This window comes from Polaromonas sp. P3_B1 (assembly GCF_056402935.1).
Genome location: NZ_JBFUGK010000008.1, coordinates 35,062 through 53,052, shown reverse-complemented (window position 1 = coordinate 53,052; position 17,991 = coordinate 35,062). Strand labels below are relative to the sequence as shown.

At 62.8% G+C, this 17,991-nt stretch carries 17 protein-coding genes; 7 read left to right on the top strand and 10 right to left on the bottom strand.

Annotated elements, in window-relative coordinates:
• Positions 1-30: 30 nt before the first annotated feature.
• The 5 genes from AC1DXS_RS06660 to AC1DXS_RS06640 all read left to right on the top strand — a co-directional run bounded on the left by AC1DXS_RS06660 (position 31) and on the right by AC1DXS_RS06640 (position 5,050).
• Complete coding sequence (locus tag AC1DXS_RS06660) at positions 31-1,113, top strand: PLP-dependent cysteine synthase family protein (protein WP_477736733.1); 1,083 nt, start codon at positions 31-33, stop codon at positions 1,111-1,113.
• Between the two features lie 8 nt (positions 1,114-1,121).
• Entirely contained in the window at positions 1,122-2,228 is a 1,107-nt protein-coding gene (locus tag AC1DXS_RS06655; protein ID WP_477736732.1) for a lipocalin-like domain-containing protein, read from the top strand.
• 847 nt (positions 2,229-3,075) lie between these two features.
• A complete protein-coding gene (locus AC1DXS_RS06650; RefSeq protein ID WP_477736731.1) occupies positions 3,076-3,681 on the top strand; it encodes a hypothetical protein in 606 nt (201 codons plus the stop codon).
• A gap of 344 nt (positions 3,682-4,025) precedes the next feature.
• Positions 4,026-4,469, top strand: a complete 444-nt coding sequence (locus tag AC1DXS_RS06645) for a tetratricopeptide repeat protein (protein WP_477736730.1) — start codon at positions 4,026-4,028, stop codon at positions 4,467-4,469.
• Positions 4,470-4,615: 146 nt separating this feature from the next.
• Entirely contained in the window at positions 4,616-5,050 is a 435-nt protein-coding gene (locus AC1DXS_RS06640) for a PaaI family thioesterase (RefSeq protein ID WP_477736729.1), read from the top strand.
• A gap of 48 nt (positions 5,051-5,098) precedes the next feature.
• On the opposite strand, the gene AC1DXS_RS06635 is transcribed toward AC1DXS_RS06640, so the two are convergent.
• From AC1DXS_RS06635 to AC1DXS_RS06590, 10 genes are all read right to left on the bottom strand, one after another.
• A complete protein-coding gene (locus AC1DXS_RS06635) occupies positions 5,099-5,605 on the bottom strand; it encodes a hypothetical protein (protein WP_477736728.1) in 507 nt (168 codons plus the stop codon).
• Between the two features lie 146 nt (positions 5,606-5,751).
• Positions 5,752-6,411: a DUF1281 family ferredoxin-like fold protein gene (locus tag AC1DXS_RS06630; protein ID WP_477736727.1), complete on the bottom strand. Its 660-nt coding sequence runs from the start codon at positions 6,409-6,411 to the stop codon at positions 5,752-5,754.
• A gap of 133 nt (positions 6,412-6,544) precedes the next feature.
• Positions 6,545-6,976, bottom strand: coding sequence for a hypothetical protein (locus tag AC1DXS_RS06625; protein ID WP_477736726.1), 432 nt, complete (start codon positions 6,974-6,976; stop codon positions 6,545-6,547).
• Positions 6,977-7,081: 105 nt separating this feature from the next.
• Entirely contained in the window at positions 7,082-7,543 is a 462-nt protein-coding gene (locus AC1DXS_RS06620; RefSeq protein ID WP_477736725.1) for a hypothetical protein, read from the bottom strand.
• A 16-nt stretch (positions 7,544-7,559) separates the two neighbouring features.
• Positions 7,560-8,105, bottom strand: a complete 546-nt coding sequence (locus AC1DXS_RS06615; protein WP_477736724.1) for a DUF2867 domain-containing protein — start codon at positions 8,103-8,105, stop codon at positions 7,560-7,562.
• Between the two features lie 128 nt (positions 8,106-8,233).
• On the bottom strand, positions 8,234-8,827 hold the full coding sequence (locus AC1DXS_RS06610; RefSeq protein ID WP_477736723.1) for a hypothetical protein: 594 nt from the start codon (positions 8,825-8,827) through the stop codon (positions 8,234-8,236).
• A gap of 555 nt (positions 8,828-9,382) precedes the next feature.
• Entirely contained in the window at positions 9,383-10,951 is a 1,569-nt protein-coding gene (locus AC1DXS_RS06605; RefSeq protein WP_477736722.1) for a DHA2 family efflux MFS transporter permease subunit, read from the bottom strand.
• A gap of 81 nt (positions 10,952-11,032) precedes the next feature.
• Positions 11,033-12,442 (bottom strand): EmrA/EmrK family multidrug efflux transporter periplasmic adaptor subunit, encoded by a 1,410-nt coding sequence (locus AC1DXS_RS06600; RefSeq protein WP_477736721.1) that lies wholly within the window; start codon positions 12,440-12,442, stop codon positions 11,033-11,035.
• A 58-nt stretch (positions 12,443-12,500) separates the two neighbouring features.
• Entirely contained in the window at positions 12,501-13,973 is a 1,473-nt protein-coding gene (locus AC1DXS_RS06595) for an efflux transporter outer membrane subunit (RefSeq protein WP_477736809.1), read from the bottom strand.
• Between the two features lie 100 nt (positions 13,974-14,073).
• On the bottom strand, positions 14,074-14,607 hold the full coding sequence (locus AC1DXS_RS06590; protein ID WP_477736720.1) for a MarR family winged helix-turn-helix transcriptional regulator: 534 nt from the start codon (positions 14,605-14,607) through the stop codon (positions 14,074-14,076).
• A gap of 89 nt (positions 14,608-14,696) precedes the next feature.
• On the opposite strand from AC1DXS_RS06590, the gene AC1DXS_RS06585 reads away from it, so the two are divergent.
• Positions 14,697-16,481, top strand: a complete 1,785-nt coding sequence (locus tag AC1DXS_RS06585) for an ABC transporter transmembrane domain-containing protein (protein ID WP_477736719.1) — start codon at positions 14,697-14,699, stop codon at positions 16,479-16,481.
• Positions 16,482-16,640: 159 nt separating this feature from the next.
• Entirely contained in the window at positions 16,641-17,951 is a 1,311-nt protein-coding gene (locus AC1DXS_RS06580) for a Glu/Leu/Phe/Val family dehydrogenase (protein WP_477736718.1), read from the top strand.
• Positions 17,952-17,991: the final 40 nt, after the last annotated feature.

The following is a 17,991-nucleotide window of genomic DNA, read 5'->3' as shown; positions in this document are numbered from 1 at the left end:
GCCATAAGGCTTGCTGCGAGAATCGGGGCCATGAGCGCCCCTCAAACCCCCAGCAGCTCCTGGCTCAGCGCCGCAGTTATCCGCATTGAGGCCGACTACCAGCGCAGCGCCGACACCCACCTGATTCCCCTGCCGCTGCCGGAGTTCGCCGCGCGCGGCATCGACTTCTACCTCAAGGACGAATCGACACACCCGACCGGCAGCCTCAAGCACCGGCTGGCGCGTTCGCTGTTTTTGTACGCGCTGTGCAACGGCCTGATCCATGAACGTTCCACCATCGTGGAGGCGTCCAGCGGCTCCACCGCGGTCAGCGAGGCCTACTTTGCGCGGCTGCTGGGCCTGCCCTTTATCGCGGTGATGCCGCGCAGCACCTCGCCCGAAAAAGTCGCGCAGATCGAGTTTTACGGCGGGCRCTGCCACTGGGTGGACAGCGCCGCGCAGGTTTATGACGAAGCCCGCAAGCTGGCCCAGGAAACCGGCGGCCACTACATGGACCAGTTCACCTATGCCGAGCGCGCCACCGACTGGCGCGGCAACAACAATATCGCCGAAAGCATGTTCAGCCAGATGGCGCGCGAAAGGCACCCCGTGCCGCGCTGGATTGTGGTGGGCGCGGGCACGGGCGGCACCAGCGCCACCATAGGCCGTTATGTGCGCTACCAGCGCCATGACAGCCGGCTCTGCGTGGCCGACCCGGTCGGTTCGGTCTTTGCCGCCTATCACCGCAGCGGCAATGCAGCCCTCACCGGGGCGGGCTCGCGCATCGAAGGCATAGGGCGGCCCCGTGTGGAGCCTAGCTTTATCCGCACGGTGATTGACCGCATGGTGGAAGTCGCCGACGTGGATTCGGTGGCCGCCATGCAGGCGCTCGCGCAGCTGCTGGGCCGCCGCGTCGGACCATCGACCGGCACCAACCTGGTCGGCATGCTGGCGCTGGCCCACGAGATGCTGGCGCGCGGCGAGCAAGGATCCATCCTGTCGCTGCTGTGCGATTCCGGCGAACGCTACCTGCCGACCTACTACAACGCCCAGTGGGTGGCCGAAAAAATGGGCGACTGCACGGCCGCCCTGGCCGCCATCACCAAGCTCATGCGGCCCGCGCCTGCAGCCTGAGCAAGCTCATGCCTTTGCCGCCGCGCACGCAAGCCCCGCCCGCCCTGCTGCCCAGGCGCGGCCTGCTGCTGGCAGGCGCCGTGCTGGCTGGATGGGGCGCCGCCACCCGGCCAGCGCTGGCCCTGCCGGCCAAAACACTGGCGTTTCCGCGCGACCGGGGCGCCCATCCCGAATTTCGCACCGAGTGGTGGTACATCACGGGCCAGGCCAGCGACCAGGCGGGCAAGCGGGTATTCGGTTTCCAGCTCACTTTTTTCCGCTCGCGCGTGGACACCACCCAGGGCATGGCCTCGAAGTTTGCCGCCAAACAGCTGCTCTTTGCCCACGCAGCCCTCACCGACGTGCAAGGCAAAAAACTCTGGCACGACCAGCGCATTGCACGTGACGGCTTCGGCATAGCCACCGCCGGCGAGCGCGACATGGACCTCAAGCTGCGCGACTGGTCACTCAAAGGCGAGGGCAATAAATACATCGCCGAACTGCCGTCCAGCGACTTCGGGCTCAAGCTGGCATTTGAAGAAACGCAGGAGGTTTTGCTGCAAGGCAAGCAAGGCCTGTCGCGCAAAGGCCCTGACGAAAAGCAGGCCAGCTACTACTACAGCCAGCCGCAGCTCGCCACGCGCGGCAGCCTGCAGCTCAAGGGCCAGGATTTTGCCGTGAGCGGCAAGGCCTGGCTGGACCACGAATGGAGCGAGGAAATCCTGCACCCGAACGCCGCTGGCTGGGACTGGATAGGCATGAACCTCAGCGACGGCAGCGCCCTCACCGCCTTCCGCCTGCGCGCCAAGGACGGCAGCGCGCTGTGGGACGGCGGCTCCTTCCGCTCGGCCAAAGGCGGGCTCTACACCTTCAGCCGAGGCGAGGTGATCTTCAAGCCGGTGCGCCACTGGAAAAGCCCGCTCACGCAAACCACCTACCCGGTGGAATGGATAGTGCGCACCCCCGCCGATTTTTATACCGTGCGCGCCGTCATCGACAACCAGGAACTCGACAGCCGCCAATCCACAGGCGCCATTTATTGGGAAGGTTTGAGTGAGTTGATCGACAGCAATGGCAGGCTTGTGGGGATGGGGTATCTGGAAATGACCGGGTATGCGCGGCCGCTGCGGATGTGAGCCGGGTCTTGCTCCGGCGGGCGCGCCTGCTCCCTCTCTCCTACCTCGTCCTTTCACCGCCCTCTGCTGAGACCTGCTGGCCGGGGGTAGCCCGGCAGCTACTCACTTTTATCGAAACCCGCGATGCGGGTTTTCTTTTGTTCGCCAAAAGGCGCGCTACGCGCGCGGGGTTTGCTCACTTCGCGCAGCGAAGTTACGCAAACACCAAAAGTAAGCAAAAGAAAAGGCGACCCTGGTGTCTGCGTCCCTTCGCTTCGCTACGGGCAGCCTGTGGTGCTCGGTCCAGACGGGGTCAAAAACAACTCGCCTGCGGCTCAAACACGTTTTTGCCCTGATCCGTCTGGACCTCCGCTCCTCGGCGCATACACAAGGGGCCCGAGATACCAAACAGCCAAAGACAAGAAGCCGAATACCTGAAACCACAAGGACACGCCGTGGCGTGTCCTTGTTTGTAGTGATTTTTCTTTGGCATTTGTCTTCTGTCCCCGCTCCCGATTGCCCCGTTCTGGCTGGGCCGAGGAGCGCAGAGACAAGCGGATAAGGGCAAAAACGTGTCTGAGCGAAGCGAGTTGTTTTTGACCCCGCTTGGCTCGAGCACCGCAGGTTGCCCGTAGCGCAGCGCAGGGACCCAGACTGCGGGTCGCCTTTTCTTTGCTTACGTTCTTTTGGCGAAGCAAAAGAAAGTAAGTCGCCCGCCGGGGCGAGACCCGGCCAGCCGCACTCAGCAAGAGAACAGAGGAGATAAGAGAACCGAGGCGCGCCCGCCGGAGCAAGACAACGCAACTGCGCCCAGACTGACTACACTGGTCCCCTGCCCCACAGGTCAATCCTTAGCTCATCAACAACAATGGAATTCCTCACCCTGGTGACTTGCGTCGCCATAGTCGTCTACATCCTCAAACTGTCTGAAGAGCGCCGGCGCATCGCTCTGCTGGGTAGCCACCTGGGCCAATACCAGATCGAAAAACTGATGGAGACCCTGACCGACGGCTACCTGCGCGCGCTGGGGGAAAAAGACCCGGAGCGGCGCGAGCAGGTCTGGAACCAGTTGGCAAACAGCGAGCTCAAGCTGTGCGAGCAATTCACCCGTTTTGCCACCGGCTTTTCCAAGGTCGACGAAGCGAACGCGCGCACGAGCAAGCTGCCGATTACCTTCCCCTTCGCGACCAAGTTGCTGCCGGGCCTGAACTTTGACATGCGAAAAATGCTGGCGGCCCACGCCCAGGGTATTCTGCGTGCGGCGGAAAACAGCGCCCAGCGCACGCCCAAAGACAAGGCCTTCACCATGTCGGCCGAGCTGTTCCTGATGCAGCACAGCTGCCACTGGTTCTGCAAATCCAAAGCCGTGGCTTCGGCACGCATGATGGTGCGGCACAAGACATCGCATGAGCAGCTCGTGGCATCAGTGTCGCCCGAAACGCGTGAGGCCTATCTCGCCTTGACGGGCCGATGATCAAAGCAGGGCGGTGCTGAAATGCTCACCACCATCAGACTACTGCTTTCCATCGTTTTCGGGCCCATGCTCGGCTGGTTTTTTCTTGGCTTTCCATGCGGAATGACGGGTTTGAGACAGAGCGTGGCTTGCGGGCATAACGCCTACATCTGGCTTCCTCTATTTATTCCGCTGGGAATCTTTGTTTGTTGGTATCTGTTGGGTCTCCTCCAGAGATACAGAACAGGAGTCAAACACAAGGAACTTGATCGAAACAATGGTGACAGCTGACATGCCGGTCAGCACAAACGCCGCTGGCATCACCCCGCGGCGAGAACACTTTTCAAGGTAGATACTCTCCCTCAATGACAGCAGACCAGATCTCTGACGTTTATTACGATGAAGCACCAGAAACGGCGTGGGAACGGCTATTGCCTCTGGCGAACTCTGGAAATCCTGTAGCGCAGTTCTATATGGGCCATCTTTGTGATGAACTCTCACCTCGCGATCAGGAGCAGGCATACGCCTGGTACCAAAAGTCCTCTGACGGTGGTTTTCTTGAGGGCACGCATTACCTGGCGAGCTTCACCTACCATGGCATGGGCACCCCGTGCGACGTAGAGGCGGCTTTGATTCTGTTTCGCAAATCAGCCGAAGCCGGCTTGGATGCCTCGCAATGGAAATTGGGCCAGCACCTTCTGCGGTCGGACCAGGGCCGCGAGGAGGCCATTCGCTGGCTCAAGTTGGCGGCGGCACAGGATCACCCTGCCGCCATCGATCTTCTAAGCGAAACCGGCGAGGATATTTGACCGCGCAATCGACACGCCCACAACGGCAAGACACATCCATGCGCGCCCACGGGATAGTCCAGTGATCTAACACTCTTCGGATACGCATCTGAAGGCCTGTCACCCGCGCTACAGCCCGCCGCTGCGGGCCGTCCTATATTTTCGGCATGACACAACCCACCTTGCTCCAGACCCTGCAGGCGGTAAACCAGACCGCATCCTTCAACCGCTGGGCCGGCTTTGAAGTCGTGCAGGCGACGGCCGGCGAAGCCGAGATACGCATGGCCTGGCGTGAGAAAGACATGGGCCAGTACGCGGGCTATCTGCACGCGGGCCTGATAGGCGCGATGCTGGACACAGCCTGCGGCTATGCGGCCGCCACCGTTTCGGGTCGCGTTCTGGCTTCGCACTTTTCAGTGAACTGCCTGGCACCCGCCGTGGGTCGCGGCTTTGTGGCGCGCGGGCGTGTGGTCAGGGCCGGGCGCAAGCAGGTGTTTGCCGCCGCCGAATTGTTTGCTGAGCAGGCAACCGGTGCAGCGCTATTGGTGGCGACCGGCGACGCGATTCTCGTGCCGGTGGAACCGTCCGTCGGACAGCCTTAGTGACCTGAAAACTGCTATCAACGCGCCGACATGGCGTTTCCGACGATCCTAAACATCACGATAATCCGGAATATTCAAGCGCACCAGTTCCTGTGCATTGGCCACCGCCATTTCATCGGCGGCCGCCGCATCGGGAAGCCAATTGAGCGCTCCCGTTCCTTGAAACAGCAACAACCCGTCTTTAAAGCGTCGAGCTTTGGTGAAATTCACCCAGTCGATGCGAACTTCGCTGCTTTGGCCAACTGCGTAGGAGCCAGTTTCCAATAGAGACAACACAATCTGATCGTTATGGAAAGGCGATTTCCGAAATCGCCTCCGAATGATCCATGCGTCGATGGGCCAGCCCAGTAACAGCGTGCCAAGTATGGCGCCACAAATGACCGCAAGGATCGGAGCGTGCTGGTATACCGCAAAAAGCAGGGGGAGTCCAAACACAACCGCCAAAATCCACTTCGACCCAAGAAATGGGCGACGCCACCAAAGTTGCTGGCGATAGCGCAGGAAAGCCGTAAGCAGATGGTCTTCCGAGAAACGAAAACGGTATTCGGCGCGCATTTAAATCTCCGGCATTTCAATTGAAAAGCACACTTTATCGTGTCAGTTGGCCGCTGGCAGGTCCGCTTTAAAGCAAGTGTCCGCGCCCGGTGGAGAGAACGATTGAACGGCTAATGCTTCTCGGCCGCCGCATGCCTGAAGACCTGTCAAGCCCTGCTATCACCGTTCCGAATTCCCCGCAATATGTCCCCCGCGGGCCGATTGAGCTTCTCAATTTCCCGGCCGCCCTTGAGAACATAGTCACCGCCCCAACGCAAATGCTCGTCCGCATACTGCACCCGGACTTCGAGCGCCGGCCACTTCTTTGACAGTGCCTTCACCAGCGGCTTCGGAAAGGACGATGCCGTGGTGAAGCGGACAGTGATCTCATCAGGCCCTGCTTCAACCTTTGAATCCTCGGCGTTCCACTTGGAGCCCCAATGCTTCTTGCACCAGCCGTACCAGGAGCCGAAGCCGTGCTTCTCGATGTTCTCCTGGTATTGGCGCGCGGCCCCCAGGTACATCTCCGCGCAATCGAGGCTGCGAATGCAGGCCAGCAACTGTTCGCGCGATTCGAGCGGGAACGGGTAGCCTAGTTTCGCGGCCGCTTCCTTCCAGGTCCAGTACTTGGCGGGCTCGGTCCAGTCGCCGAAGAGCGCGTCGTAGCCCGTCGTGACGGCGCTGCTCTCTTCAATCTCAAGCTCCGGCGGCATCGGGGTGACCGAATTGAAATCAAACGATCCCGAGCTGAAATGGGCCTCGCGGCAAGAGGCCAGTGAAGCAGGATCACCCGTGATTCGCAGCAGGATAAAAACGGCGTCGGACATGGCGGTGCACTAAGACAAAAAAATACTGGAGAAAGGTTGCAAGAATTTCGGCGGCGAAGCCATTGTGGGACGCTTGAGGTTTGCTACGGGACACGTTGGTTTTGAAAACATTCAAGACACCATCTTCCGGACCTCATGCGGGCGTCCAGGCATGGAACGCACCGATGGCATAGAGCGTGCCAAGCAGCAAGCATATGCCAGAGGAAACGAACCAGAAGGTCGTGGAATTCTCGGGAAACATTGGCCGCAGCAACGGAAAACCGAAAGCGCGAGCCAGAAAGACCACACAAACCGCCGGGAGCACGGCGCCCGTAAACGGCAGCTCGCGAATGAGGCCAGCGGCGGAAAAGGCATAGAGCGACCACACAATGAGAACAGAAGCTATGCACAAGGTGATCAAACCAGGCTTGAGCTTTCCGGCCTCCACGGCGCGCGCCATGCGTTCACCCGCGCCCATGAAGCGGTAGGCGGACGGCCCCATGACGATGCAAGCCAGATGAGCCAGGCCGGCGACCGCTGTGAGCGTACCCCCTGCGATGAGAGCGTAGATACCGGCGCTATGCATGTGATGTGCCCTAAGAAGCGAAAGAGAGGAAAAATTCAGCGTTGCATGAGACACCGAATTTGAAACCAGATCCGCAGCAGCTCGAGCGATGCTTGGGTCGCACAGTCATATGCGGACGCGCCGGCCGGCCAGCGACTCGAGGCAATTGACCTGCCATGCAAACTCGGGCCGGAAGGAGTCAGGGTCAGACACCGCTCCGTAGCCACCTTGACCGTAGACCGAGGCGTATGCGGCGTACTCCGCCGCTTGTAGGGCTTTGCCTGAGAGCGCGTTGGCAACGGCATAGGTTGCGGAGACCGCAGCGTGACCGCACCCATCTATGGACTTTGAGCCTTGATGCTGATTAGCAAAGCGGACAGCCGCTGTGGCAGCGCTGTCCAGTTGTGCGCGAGTGAGGGTACCTTGAAGATACTCGGCAAGAATGGCAAGTTGTTCCAGCACGGCCGGCTCTTCCAAAAGATGCTTCACCCTGAGTGTGCAAGCACTGCCAAACTCGAGTCGCAGGCGCTCGTTGGCAGGTGCTCCGAGATCCAGTTGCCTGGCGAGGCGATCAAGGGCTTCGTTCATGATGATCTGGGCTTGCTTACGCTTCCGTTGCCGACGGCCAGCCTGCGCGTGCCGCGCTGCGAAGACTGGACTGAACGACCAGGCGATGAAACGGGGCAATGAGAAAAATATAGAAACGACCCAGGCGATTATGGCAATGGACAACGGTCGACATAATCAAGTGACGTTTAGCCCCCGGCGACGGCTGACCGGAACACAGAACAGAGAGCCTGAAGTCCAGGTGCTTGTCATCCTCTCCAAGAACCACTTCCGTTGGACTTGTACTGTAAATCTTGAAGATGCCGAGCCGGTCCGCTCCGCTCTGCGTATCCAGCGTCGCGAGATGTTTGGCTGTCTTGAGACCAAAGCCGGCCACGATGGCATCCCGAACCGTCATGAGACGGCTGATCCAGAGCGCTTGATGGGCGAAGATGAACCTCGCCAGCAATTCCGGATTGGTCGATGCGCCGACGGGAAGCTCGATCGAGTACGCGTCGGCGAGATTCATCGAGGCGTAGGCTTTGGCAATCACCGACTCCGGTGGAATCTGCACGGAGGTTGCGTGATGGTGTTCGGTTGACATGTATGCGGTCAGTGGTTCGGTACGATTTTCCACATGGTCGAGAGGACGCCTAACGTAGAAATGAGCAGCGACCGAGCGCCTGCAAGCGCAGCGAGCGGTCGCCAAGGTCGTCCGTCTCGATTTCCCTGCTAGGCATCAGGCCCACTCACGCTCCAGTAGCTTTGGAACCCCTGGCTTCGCATGATGGAACCGGACGGTACTAGGAAGGCTATCCACAGAGCGACAAGAACGTTCACACCAAATATGAACGCTGCCCCACAGGAAGCAAAAACGAGCCATCCCGAGGTGATTCCAAGAGGGGCTGCGACAGCAAGCGGCGTAACCGACATCACGAGAAATGGCAAGACCAGCTGCAGCAGGCAACGCCGCTTCGACATGCCATTAATGTAGGCGGTATAGAAAGTGAGTCGTGAGGGCCAAAATCCAACTACAGAATTGGCGGACAATCCTAATGACGGATGAGCCCCGAGCTGAATCACTAGACCAGACAGCAAAACAGCGATTGCGGCACCAATGACTTGATGCGAAGGCGCAAATTCAATCGCGAATTTTGGACTGAGAATGGCCCAAGCAACAAACAGAGCGAACGCAAAGGCTCCGCCAACTATCGGTGTCACCATCTGAAGCGCCCACATCGGCATGTGTGCGACGCCTTTCCAGTTGCCGCTAATCAATTGCAAATCGCTCAAGGAGTTGGGCGGGGGACCGAGCAAGAGCTTCATGGCTGAGGCCTAACGAGGCTGCAAATAAACCCGGTTTTTACGCACTGAATAGCGGCATTCAATCCTGCGCGAAACGGGGTCTGGGAATTGAGCGTTCATGCCCACAGTGTGCCGCAATTTCGGTCCTCTGCGCGTCCGATGGCGCACCTGGGCCTTTCCGTCTCTCTTCAATCCAATCTTCGTCCCAGGTCAGTACTGGCTGAAGGTGCTGATAAAGAGGACTGCGACGTGTGCCGCTGGGCGCTGGATGTGCACGCCAGGGGCAACTACAACAAGGTAGCCCGCACACTGCCCAACAAGCTGGCGCGGATTTGCTCGCCGCTTCTAGAGTCTGCCTGCTTACTCGACCAACTCCTGGAGCTGGGTTCGGTATTCGCATTAAAGCCTTGGCACCGAGAAAACTGACCTGCACTGGGTCCGTTTTGTGCCCGATGGCATGGCCGCAACGGCCACATGACGCATCCACACGACATGGGCGGACGCGACAATTTGATAGCTCCTCAAAAAAAACGGCGCCCAAGGCGCCGTGTTCGTTCCAGCTTCATGCAAAAGGCGTCAGTGCGCCCCAGCCGCAGCGTCCGCACTCCCCGCCCCGGCATGCGTGGGCCGCGTCAGAAACACCAGCGGAATCAGCAGCAAAAAGATCAGCGCCGACACATAAAACACGTCGTTGGCCGCGAGCATATAAGCCTGCTGGTCGGCCAGGCGATTGATGGTGCCCAGGGCTTGTTCTGGCGTGAGGCCGGCGGCAGCCAAGCCATTGAGCGCGCTGTTGGTCGCGCTGCTGCCCTGGTTCACATACTCGCTGATCTGCGCATGGTGCATGGCCGCGCGGTCCTGCCAGATGGTGGTGGCGATGGAGGTGCCAAAGGAGCCGGCCGTGATGCGCACAAAATTCGACAGGCCCGACGCCGCCGGGATCTTCTCAGGCGCAATACCCGACAGCGTGATGGTGACCAGCGGGATGAAAAAGAAGGCCATGGCCACGCCCTGGATGATGGTCGGGATCATGATGGTCTGGAAGTCGGCCTGGGTGTTGAAGTGCGAACGCATCCACAGCACCAGCGCGAACACCATGAAGGCAAAGGCGGCGAAGCGGCGCGGGTCGACCTTGGCGATGTTCTTGCCGACCACGGGCGACAGCAGCAAGGCAAAAGCACCGACGGGCGCCAGAACCATGCCGGCCTGCGTGGCGGTGTAGCCCATGTACTGCTGCAGCCACAGGGGCAGCAGCACCACGTTGCCGAAGAAAAGGCCGTAGCCCACCGACAGCGCGAGTGCGCCGGCCCAGAAGTTGCGCCTCTTGAACAACGTCAAGTCCACCACCGGGTGCTCTTCAGTCAGTTCCCAGATCACGAAGGCCGCCAGGCCGACCAGCGCGATGATGCCCAGCGCGATGACTTCACCGGAATGGAACCAGTCGAGCTCCTGGCCCTTGTCGAGCATGATCTGCAAGGAGCCGACCCAGACCACCAGCAGCGCCAGCCCCACGGAGTCGATGGGCAGCTTTTTGGTGGGGCTTTCGCGTTTGCGGAAGATGCTCCAGGTGATGAAGGCCGCGCCGAAGCCGACGGGAATGTTGATGTAAAAAATCCAGGGCCATGAGATGTTGTCGGTGATCCAGCCGCCCAGCAGCGGGCCCATCACCGGCGCGATCAGGGTCGTCATGGACCACAGCGCCATGGCCAGCCCCGCCAGCGCTTTGGGGTAGCTCGACAGCAGCAAAGCCTGCGACAGCGGGATCATGGGCCCGGCCACCAGGCCCTGCAGCACGCGCAGAAAGATCAGCGTGGTCATATTGGGCGCCAGGCCGCACAGCCAGGAGGTGAGCACGAACAGCATGACGCTGGCGGTGAAGAGACGCACCTGGCCGAAGCGCTGCGACAGCCAGCCGGTGAGCGGCACGGCAATCGCGTTGGCCACGCCGAAGCTGGTGATGACCCAGGTGCCCTGGTTGGGGCTCACGCCCAGGTCGCCGGCGATGGCGGGCAGCGACACGTTGGCAATCGACGTGTCGAGCACGTTCATGAAGGTCGCGGCCGACAGGGCCAGCGTGCCCCACAGGCGGGCCGATCCCGTCAGCGGCGGGGGTGGGATGTAAGCGGTAGCAGGTGCGGAAGCCATGAAAGCCTTGCGAAGATGGGCGGGTGGAAACCGCGATGAGAGTTCGTCGCGGTTACGCTTGCTTGAACTGCGGTCTGGGGCTTAGCGCGGCGCCTGGTTGCCGGCCAGCGACAGCGTGTGGCTGAACGCGAGGGTCTGAGCATCGCCGACGGCCTGGGCCGGCAAAGCGGCCCCGCCCACAGGGATTGCCGGCTTGGCCGGGTCCGCGGATTTGGCGGCCTTGGCCGACTTCACCACAGCCTTGCCGGTGTTGGCGGCAATCACGCGTTGCACGTCCTTATCGGCGGCATCATCTTGCGCGCCGTAGGTCTGGGAATGCGCCACGGCGCCGTCACGCGGCGCATCGGCCAGCGTCTTGCCGTCTTTGTTGCTCACATCGACTTCGGCTTCCATGGACAGGCCCACGCGCAGCGGGTTCTCGGCCAGCTGTTTGGCGTCCAGCGCGATGCGCACCGGCACACGCTGCACCACCTTGATCCAGTTGCCGGTGGCGTTCTGCGCGGGCAGCAACGCGAAAGCCGCGCCGGTGCCGACACCCAGGCCCGCGACGGAGCCCTTGTATTCGACCTTCTTGCCATACAGGTCGGCCACCAGGGTGACGGGCTGGCCTATGCGGATGTTGCGCAACTGCACTTCCTTGAAGTTGGCATCGACCCAGACCTGCTTGAGCGGGATGATGGACATCATGGGCGTGCCGGCGGCCACGCGCTGGCCGAGCTGCACCGTGCGCTTGGCGACGTAACCATCGACCGGCGCGAGCAGGCCGGCGCGCTGCGTGGCCAGGTAGGCTTCGCGCACCTTGGCGGCCGCCACCTGCACGCTGGGGTGCTGCTCAATGCTGGTGCCTTCGGTCAGGGCCTGGTTGCTGGCGAGCTGTTCGCGCGCGGCGACCACACCGGCCTGCGCTGCGGCCAGGGCGCTTTTGGCGGCGTCCAGTTGCGTGCGGGCATGGTTGAGTTCTTCGCCGGACACCGCGCCGTTGCCGGTGAGGGACTGGCGGCGCTTCAGGTCGTCGCTGGCGCGGGCGATGTCGCTTTGCGCCTTGACCACGTCGGCATCGCGCAAGGCGATCTGCGCGGCCAGCGTGCCGTTGTTGGCGTAGAGCGTGCGCACCTGGCGCACGGCCTGGGCCAGCGCGGCTTCGGCCTGCTCGAGCGCGACCTTGGCATCGGCCGGGTCCAATTGCACCAATGCCTGGCCGGCTTTCACGAAGTCGGTGTCGTCGGCCATGATGGCCATGACAGTGCCGCCGATTTGCGGCGTGATCTGGATCACATTGCCCTGGACGTAGGCGTTGTCTGTGGTTTCGTAATGGCTGGCCACCAGGTACTCATAAGCACCCCAGCTCAAACCGGCCACGGCCACGACGGCAGCCAATGCGGTCAGCGCTTTTTTGCGCTTGGGGTTGCCGGCGGGTGCGGGCGTTGGGGAAGGCGTGGTCGCGGTGGAAGCTGCGGTAGCCGGGGAATTGGAGGATTCAGTAGCGCTCATGTTTGTGACCTGCTGTTATGTATTGAGGTATTGCTATTGGTTGATCGTCTGAAGCGGTTCAGTGAGTGGCGAGGGCTGCCTGGCGTTCAGCGGGCACCGACTGGCCGGGGGTGTAACCACCGCCCAACGCGCGTATCAGCGCAACCTGCGTGTCCAGCGCGCGGGCCGAGAGGTCTACCGCGAGCCGGCGCTGGGCCAGCACACTGGTTTCCGCCGTGAGCACGTTGAGGTAGTTGCCCAGGCCTGCCTTGTAGCGCTGCACTGCAATGTCGTAAGCGCTTTCGGCGGCTTCCTGGGCGGCGCGCTGCTCGGCCTGCTGGCGAACGATGGCCTGTGAAGAAGCCACCTGGTCGGCAACGTCGCGCACCGCGTCGATGACGGCGGCGTTGTAGCTTTCCACCGCGGCATCGAGGTCGGCGGTCTTGCCGCGCAGGTTGGCGCGCAGGCGGCCCGCGTCAAAAATCGGCAGGCGCAGCGCTGGGCCCACGCCCCACTGCCGGCTGCCCGAATCGACCAGGTTGCCCAAACCTATGCTGGAGAAACCGGCGAAGGCGACGAGGTTGATATTGGGATAGAACTGGGTCTTGGCATTGGCCACGTCTTTGGACGAAGCCTCGACACGCCAGCGCGCGGCGGCGATGTCGGCGCGGCGGCCCAACAGGTCGGCGGGGATGGTGGCGGACACCGCGACGTTTTTGATCGAAGCCTGCGCCGACGGCGTCAGCCTGGCGGCGCCGTCAGGCTGGCCGACCAGCGCGCCCAGCGCATTGCGCGTGAGGGCCATCTGCTCGAGCAGGGTTTCGAGCTGCAGGCGCGCCTCGGGCAGGCCGCCTTCGCTCTGGCGCAACTCAAGCCGGGTATCCAGGCCGGCGTCCACGCGGTCACGCACCAGCTTCAGCGTTTCCTCGCGTTGCGCGAGCGTGCGGCGCGCCACGTTGGCTTGCTCATTGAGGCGCACCAATTGGAAATAGGTACGCGCGACATTGCTGGCCAGCAGCACGCGCGCGGCCTGGGTGTCGGCTTCGGCGGCCTGGGCGCTGCCCAGTGCGGCATCGAGCGCCGCGCGGTTTTTGCCGAAGAAATCCAGCTCCCAGCTGGCGTTGAGCTGGGCCGTGCCGCTTTCGCGGATGGAGCCTGCCAGCGGCGGCGGCACCGCGCCGTTGGCGGTGTAGCGCTGGCGGGTCAGGTCGAGTTGGCCGGTGAGTTGCGGCAAGGTGGCGGCGTCGGCCACTTCGATCACGGCCTGCGCGCGCGCCAGGCGTGCTTGCGCCAGCTTGAGGCTGGGGCTGGTTTGCAGGGCTTGGGCGACCAGGGTGTTGAGCTGCTCGTCGCCGAAGTCGCGCCACCATTCAGCGGCCAATGGCGCCTGCGCCGTGGCCTGCGCACCGGAGTCTGGGTTGGCCTTCAAGCCCAGCGAAGGCGCATCGCGCAGGCTGGCTTGGGGCGTGATGCCGGACATGTCGGCGCAGCCGGTCAGGCCCGTAGCCATCAGGCCCACGGCCACCACGCTGGCGGCAGCTACCAGAGCCATGCGGAAGGAGGCGCGCCAGACCGGCAGGGTCTCGCCGGCAGTTAGCGGCGACGCGCCTGAGTTGGCGGAGATGTCGGAATCCATGGGAAAGGAACAGGTGTTATTTGTCATGTTGTTCATTCGCTGCTTGGAGGGTGTGCGCGGTTTCAAGAATGCGGCGCAGATAGCCCTTGAGGTTTTGCCACTCCTCGACCGAGAAGCCGGCCAGGTGGGCGTTCTGCACACGGCTGAGCACGGCGGGGATTTCCTTGGCGGCTTCGCGGCCTTCGGGCGTGAGCTCGATGTTCACCACGCGCCGGTCGTCGCTGGAGCGGATGCGGCGGCAAAAACCCTTGGCTTCGAGCCGGTCCAGCAGGCGGGTCATGGAGCCGGCGTCGAGCTGGCATTGGCGCGCCAGTTCGGCCACGGTGGAGGCCTTGCCGAGGTAGAGCTTGAGCATGGGCACCCATTGGGCGTTGGTCAGGCCCTGGGGCTCGAGCTCGCGCGCGACCTGCTGGGAGACGCTGTTGATGATCTGGCGCATCAGGTAGCCGGTGCTTTGGCCGGCGTCGTAGTCGTTCGCGCAGTAAAACTCGGCCGGCAGGCCGCAAAGTGCGGGGCCGGGAGCTTCAGGGCGGGGGGATTTTGCATTCATGGGTCCGAATAATACATGCCTAGACAAATAATGTCAAGGCTGTGTTTGTTTTGGCAAATTATTGACCTAATTTTGACTAAACTCACCCAATGGCGACACTCCCCCCCTCCTCCGGCCCCAAAGGCTCACCCCGCTCCCTCTCGGGCCTGCTGCCTTTTCTGCGTCCCTACCGAGGCCGCATCCTGCTGGCCGCGGTCTTCCTGGTGCTGGCCGCGGTGGCGACCCTGGTGTTCCCGCTGGCCTTGCGCGGCCTCATCGACGGCGGCTTCAGCGCGGCCGGCAAGGGCGAGCAACTGATGGCCTTGCGCACGCATTTCTTCGAGCTGTTTGCCGTGGCCGCCGCGCTGGGGCTTTTTTCGGCCGGCCGTTTTTACATGGTGAGCTGGCTGGGCGAGCGCGTGACAGCCGATTTGCGCAATGCGGTCTATGCCCATGTACTACGGCAAAGCCCGGAATTTTTTGAGACCACGCAGACCGGTGAGGTCCTGTCGCGCCTGACCGGCGACACGACGCTGGTGCAGACCGTGGTGGGTTCATCGCTCAGCATGGGCCTGCGCAATGCCGTGATGGGCGTGGGCGCGCTGGGCATGCTGGTCTATACCAACCCCTACTTGATGGTGCAGGTGCTGGGCGTGCTGGTGCTGATCGTCGCGCCCTCGGTGTGGTTCGGCCGGCGCGTGCGCAAGCTCTCGCGCGCCAGCCAGGACCGCGTGGCGGACTCCAGCGCAATCGCCGCCGAGGTGCTCAATGCGATTCCGGTGGTGCAAAGCTATACCGCCGAGGCGCGCGAGGCCGAACGCTTCGACCAGTCGACCACCCGGGCCTTCAACACCGCCGTGCGCCGCGCCTGGGCGCGCTCGGCACTGGTGGCCTTCATCATCATCGCCACCTCTGCGGCGCTGCTGTGGGGCCTGTACCAGGGCACCCAGGCCGTGATGCGCGGAGACATCACGGCGGGCCACCTGGGCCAGACCGTGGTCTACGTGATCATCCTGGCCAGCGCCGCTGCCGTGCTGGGCGAGGTCTATGGCGACCTGCTGCGCGCGGCGGGCGCGACGGAGCGCTTGATGGAGCTGCTGGCCTCGCGCTCACCGGTCACCTCGCCAGCCCAGCCTGTGCCGCCACACATCACACAGGCGGGCAGTGCAATCCGGTTTGAAGCCCTGACCTTTCACTACCCTTCACGCCCTGCGCAGGCCGCGCTCAGCGATTTCAGCCTGAGCGTGGCGCCCGGCGAAACCGTGGCCATCGTCGGGCCCAGCGGCGCGGGCAAAAGCACGGTGTTCCAGTTGCTGCTGCGGTTTTACGACCCGGCCTCGGGCCGCATTGAACTTGATGGCGTTCGCACGGCCGACATGTCATTGGAAGACCTGCGAGCCCGCATAGGCATCGTTCCGCAGGACGCGGTGATCTTCTCCACCAGCGCGCTTGAAAACATCCGCTACGGCAAGCCCGGGGCCAGCGATGAAGAAACCCGCGCCGCCGCGAAAGCCGCCTTCGCGCATGAGTTCATCATGGCCCTGCCCGAGGGCTACGACACCTTCCTGGGCGAGCGCGGCGTGCGGCTTTCCGGCGGGCAGCGCCAGCGCATCGCGATCGCGCGGGCCATGCTGAAGAACTCGCCGCTGCTGCTGCTCGACGAAGCCACCAGCGCGCTCGATGCCGAAAGCGAGCGCATGGTGCAGGCCGCGCTGGAGTCGGCCATGAAGGGCCGCACCACGCTGGTGATCGCCCACCGCCTGGCCACGGTGCAGCAAGCCGACCGCATCCTGGTGCTGGACCACGGCCGGCTGGTGGAGCAAGGCACGCACATCGAACTGGTGAATCGGGGTGGCGTTTACGCGCGGCTGGCGGCCTTGCAGTTCACGGTATGAGGCCCGCCGACACGGCAGCCCCGAGCCGGCAGCTGAATTCAAGTCCGACGATATGCATTATTTGCATAGATCGTGGTGCACAATGCCTTGGACTATTCGGAGGCGGGCTTTTAAGCTCCGTGCACTGAGTTTCACCAAGACATCCCACAAGGAGTTTTCATGTCGCACGCCTCATCCGGCCCCGTCCCCGCGGGCTCCCACCCCCTGCCCTCCTACCTCCAGGCCGACAACCTCGGCCCCTGGGGCAATTACCTGCAACAGGTCGACCGCGTCATCCCCCATCTGGGCAGCCTGGCGCGCTGGGCCGAGACGCTCAAGCGCCCCAAGCGCGTGCTGATCGTCGACGTGCCCATCCACATGGATGACGGCACCGTGGCCCACTTCGAGGGCTACCGCGTGCAGCACAACGTCTCGCGCGGCCCCGGCAAGGGCGGCGTGCGCTTTCACCAGGACGTCACGCTGTCGGAAGTGATGGCCCTGTCGGCCTGGATGTCCGTCAAGAACGCGGCGGTCAACGTGCCTTACGGCGGCGCCAAGGGCGGCATACGCGTGGACCCCAAGAAGCTCTCCCGCGGCGAGCTCGAGCGCATGACGCGCCGCTACACCAGCGAGATCGGCATCATCATCGGCCCCAACAAGGACATCCCCGCGCCCGACGTCAACACCAACGACCAGATCATGGCGTGGATGATGGACACCTACTCGATGAACACCGGCTCCACCTCCACTGGCGTGGTCACCGGCAAGCCGGTGGACCTGGGCGGCTCACTGGGCCGGCGTGAGGCCACGGGCCGCGGCGTCTACACCGTGGGTGTGGAAGCGGCCAAACACATAGGCCTGGACATCGCGACATCGCGCATCGCGGTGCAGGGTTTCGGCAATGTGGGCGGCGTGGCGGGCAAGCTGTTTGCCGAAACCGGCGCGCGCGTGGTGGCGGTGCAGGACCACGGCGGCACGATTTACCGCGAAGCCGGCCTGGACGTGCCGGCGCTGCTCAGGCATGTGGAAGCCAACGGCAGCGTGGCCGGTTTCCAGGAGGCCGAAGTCATCGCCAACGACAAGTTCTGGGACGTCGAGTGCGACATCCTGATCCCTGCAGCACTCGAGCAGCAGATCACCGAAGCCAACGCCGGCCGCATCAAGGCCCGCATGATCATCGAAGGCGCGAACGGCCCGACCACCCCGGCGGCCGACGACATCCTGCATGACCGCAACATCCTGGTGCTGCCGGACGTGATCGCCAACGCCGGCGGCGTGACGGTCAGCTACTTTGAATGGGTGCAGGATTTCTCCAGCTTCTTCTGGGACGAGGAAGAAATCAACAAGCGCCTGGTCAAGATCATGAAAGACGCTTTCGCCGGCGTCTGGCATGTGGCGCAAGACCAGAAGGTCAGCCTGCGTACCGCGACCTTCATCGTGGCCTGCAAACGCATACTGCACACCCGCGAACTGCGCGGCCTCTACCCCTGATGGACCATGCGCCCGACGGCCCTGGCGACGGGCGGCCTGC

What these genes read in the sequence shown, in the direction of transcription:
- AC1DXS_RS06655 (WP_477736732.1), top strand. Translation starts at nt 1,122, where the DNA reads ATGCCTTTGCCGCCGCGCACGCAAGCCCCGCCCGCCCTGCTGCCCAGG.
- AC1DXS_RS06650 (WP_477736731.1), top strand. Translation starts at nt 3,076, where the DNA reads ATGGAATTCCTCACCCTGGTGACTTGCGTCGCCATAGTCGTCTACATC.
- AC1DXS_RS06645 (WP_477736730.1), top strand. Translation starts at nt 4,026, where the DNA reads ATGACAGCAGACCAGATCTCTGACGTTTATTACGATGAAGCACCAGAA.
- AC1DXS_RS06640 (WP_477736729.1), top strand. Translation starts at nt 4,616, where the DNA reads ATGACACAACCCACCTTGCTCCAGACCCTGCAGGCGGTAAACCAGACC.
- AC1DXS_RS06635 (WP_477736728.1), bottom strand. Translation starts at nt 5,605, where the DNA reads ATGCGCGCCGAATACCGTTTTCGTTTCTCGGAAGACCATCTGCTTACG.
- AC1DXS_RS06630 (WP_477736727.1), bottom strand. Translation starts at nt 6,411, where the DNA reads ATGTCCGACGCCGTTTTTATCCTGCTGCGAATCACGGGTGATCCTGCT.
- AC1DXS_RS06625 (WP_477736726.1), bottom strand. Translation starts at nt 6,976, where the DNA reads ATGCATAGCGCCGGTATCTACGCTCTCATCGCAGGGGGTACGCTCACA.
- AC1DXS_RS06620 (WP_477736725.1), bottom strand. Translation starts at nt 7,543, where the DNA reads ATGAACGAAGCCCTTGATCGCCTCGCCAGGCAACTGGATCTCGGAGCA.
- AC1DXS_RS06615 (WP_477736724.1), bottom strand. Translation starts at nt 8,105, where the DNA reads ATGTCAACCGAACACCATCACGCAACCTCCGTGCAGATTCCACCGGAG.
- AC1DXS_RS06610 (WP_477736723.1), bottom strand. Translation starts at nt 8,827, where the DNA reads ATGAAGCTCTTGCTCGGTCCCCCGCCCAACTCCTTGAGCGATTTGCAA.
- AC1DXS_RS06605 (WP_477736722.1), bottom strand. Translation starts at nt 10,951, where the DNA reads ATGGCTTCCGCACCTGCTACCGCTTACATCCCACCCCCGCCGCTGACG.
- AC1DXS_RS06600 (WP_477736721.1), bottom strand. Translation starts at nt 12,442, where the DNA reads ATGAGCGCTACTGAATCCTCCAATTCCCCGGCTACCGCAGCTTCCACC.
- AC1DXS_RS06595 (WP_477736809.1), bottom strand. Translation starts at nt 13,973, where the DNA reads ATGGCTCTGGTAGCTGCCGCCAGCGTGGTGGCCGTGGGCCTGATGGCT.
- AC1DXS_RS06590 (WP_477736720.1), bottom strand. Translation starts at nt 14,607, where the DNA reads ATGAATGCAAAATCCCCCCGCCCTGAAGCTCCCGGCCCCGCACTTTGC.
- AC1DXS_RS06585 (WP_477736719.1), top strand. Translation starts at nt 14,697, where the DNA reads ATGGCGACACTCCCCCCCTCCTCCGGCCCCAAAGGCTCACCCCGCTCC.
- AC1DXS_RS06580 (WP_477736718.1), top strand. Translation starts at nt 16,641, where the DNA reads ATGTCGCACGCCTCATCCGGCCCCGTCCCCGCGGGCTCCCACCCCCTG.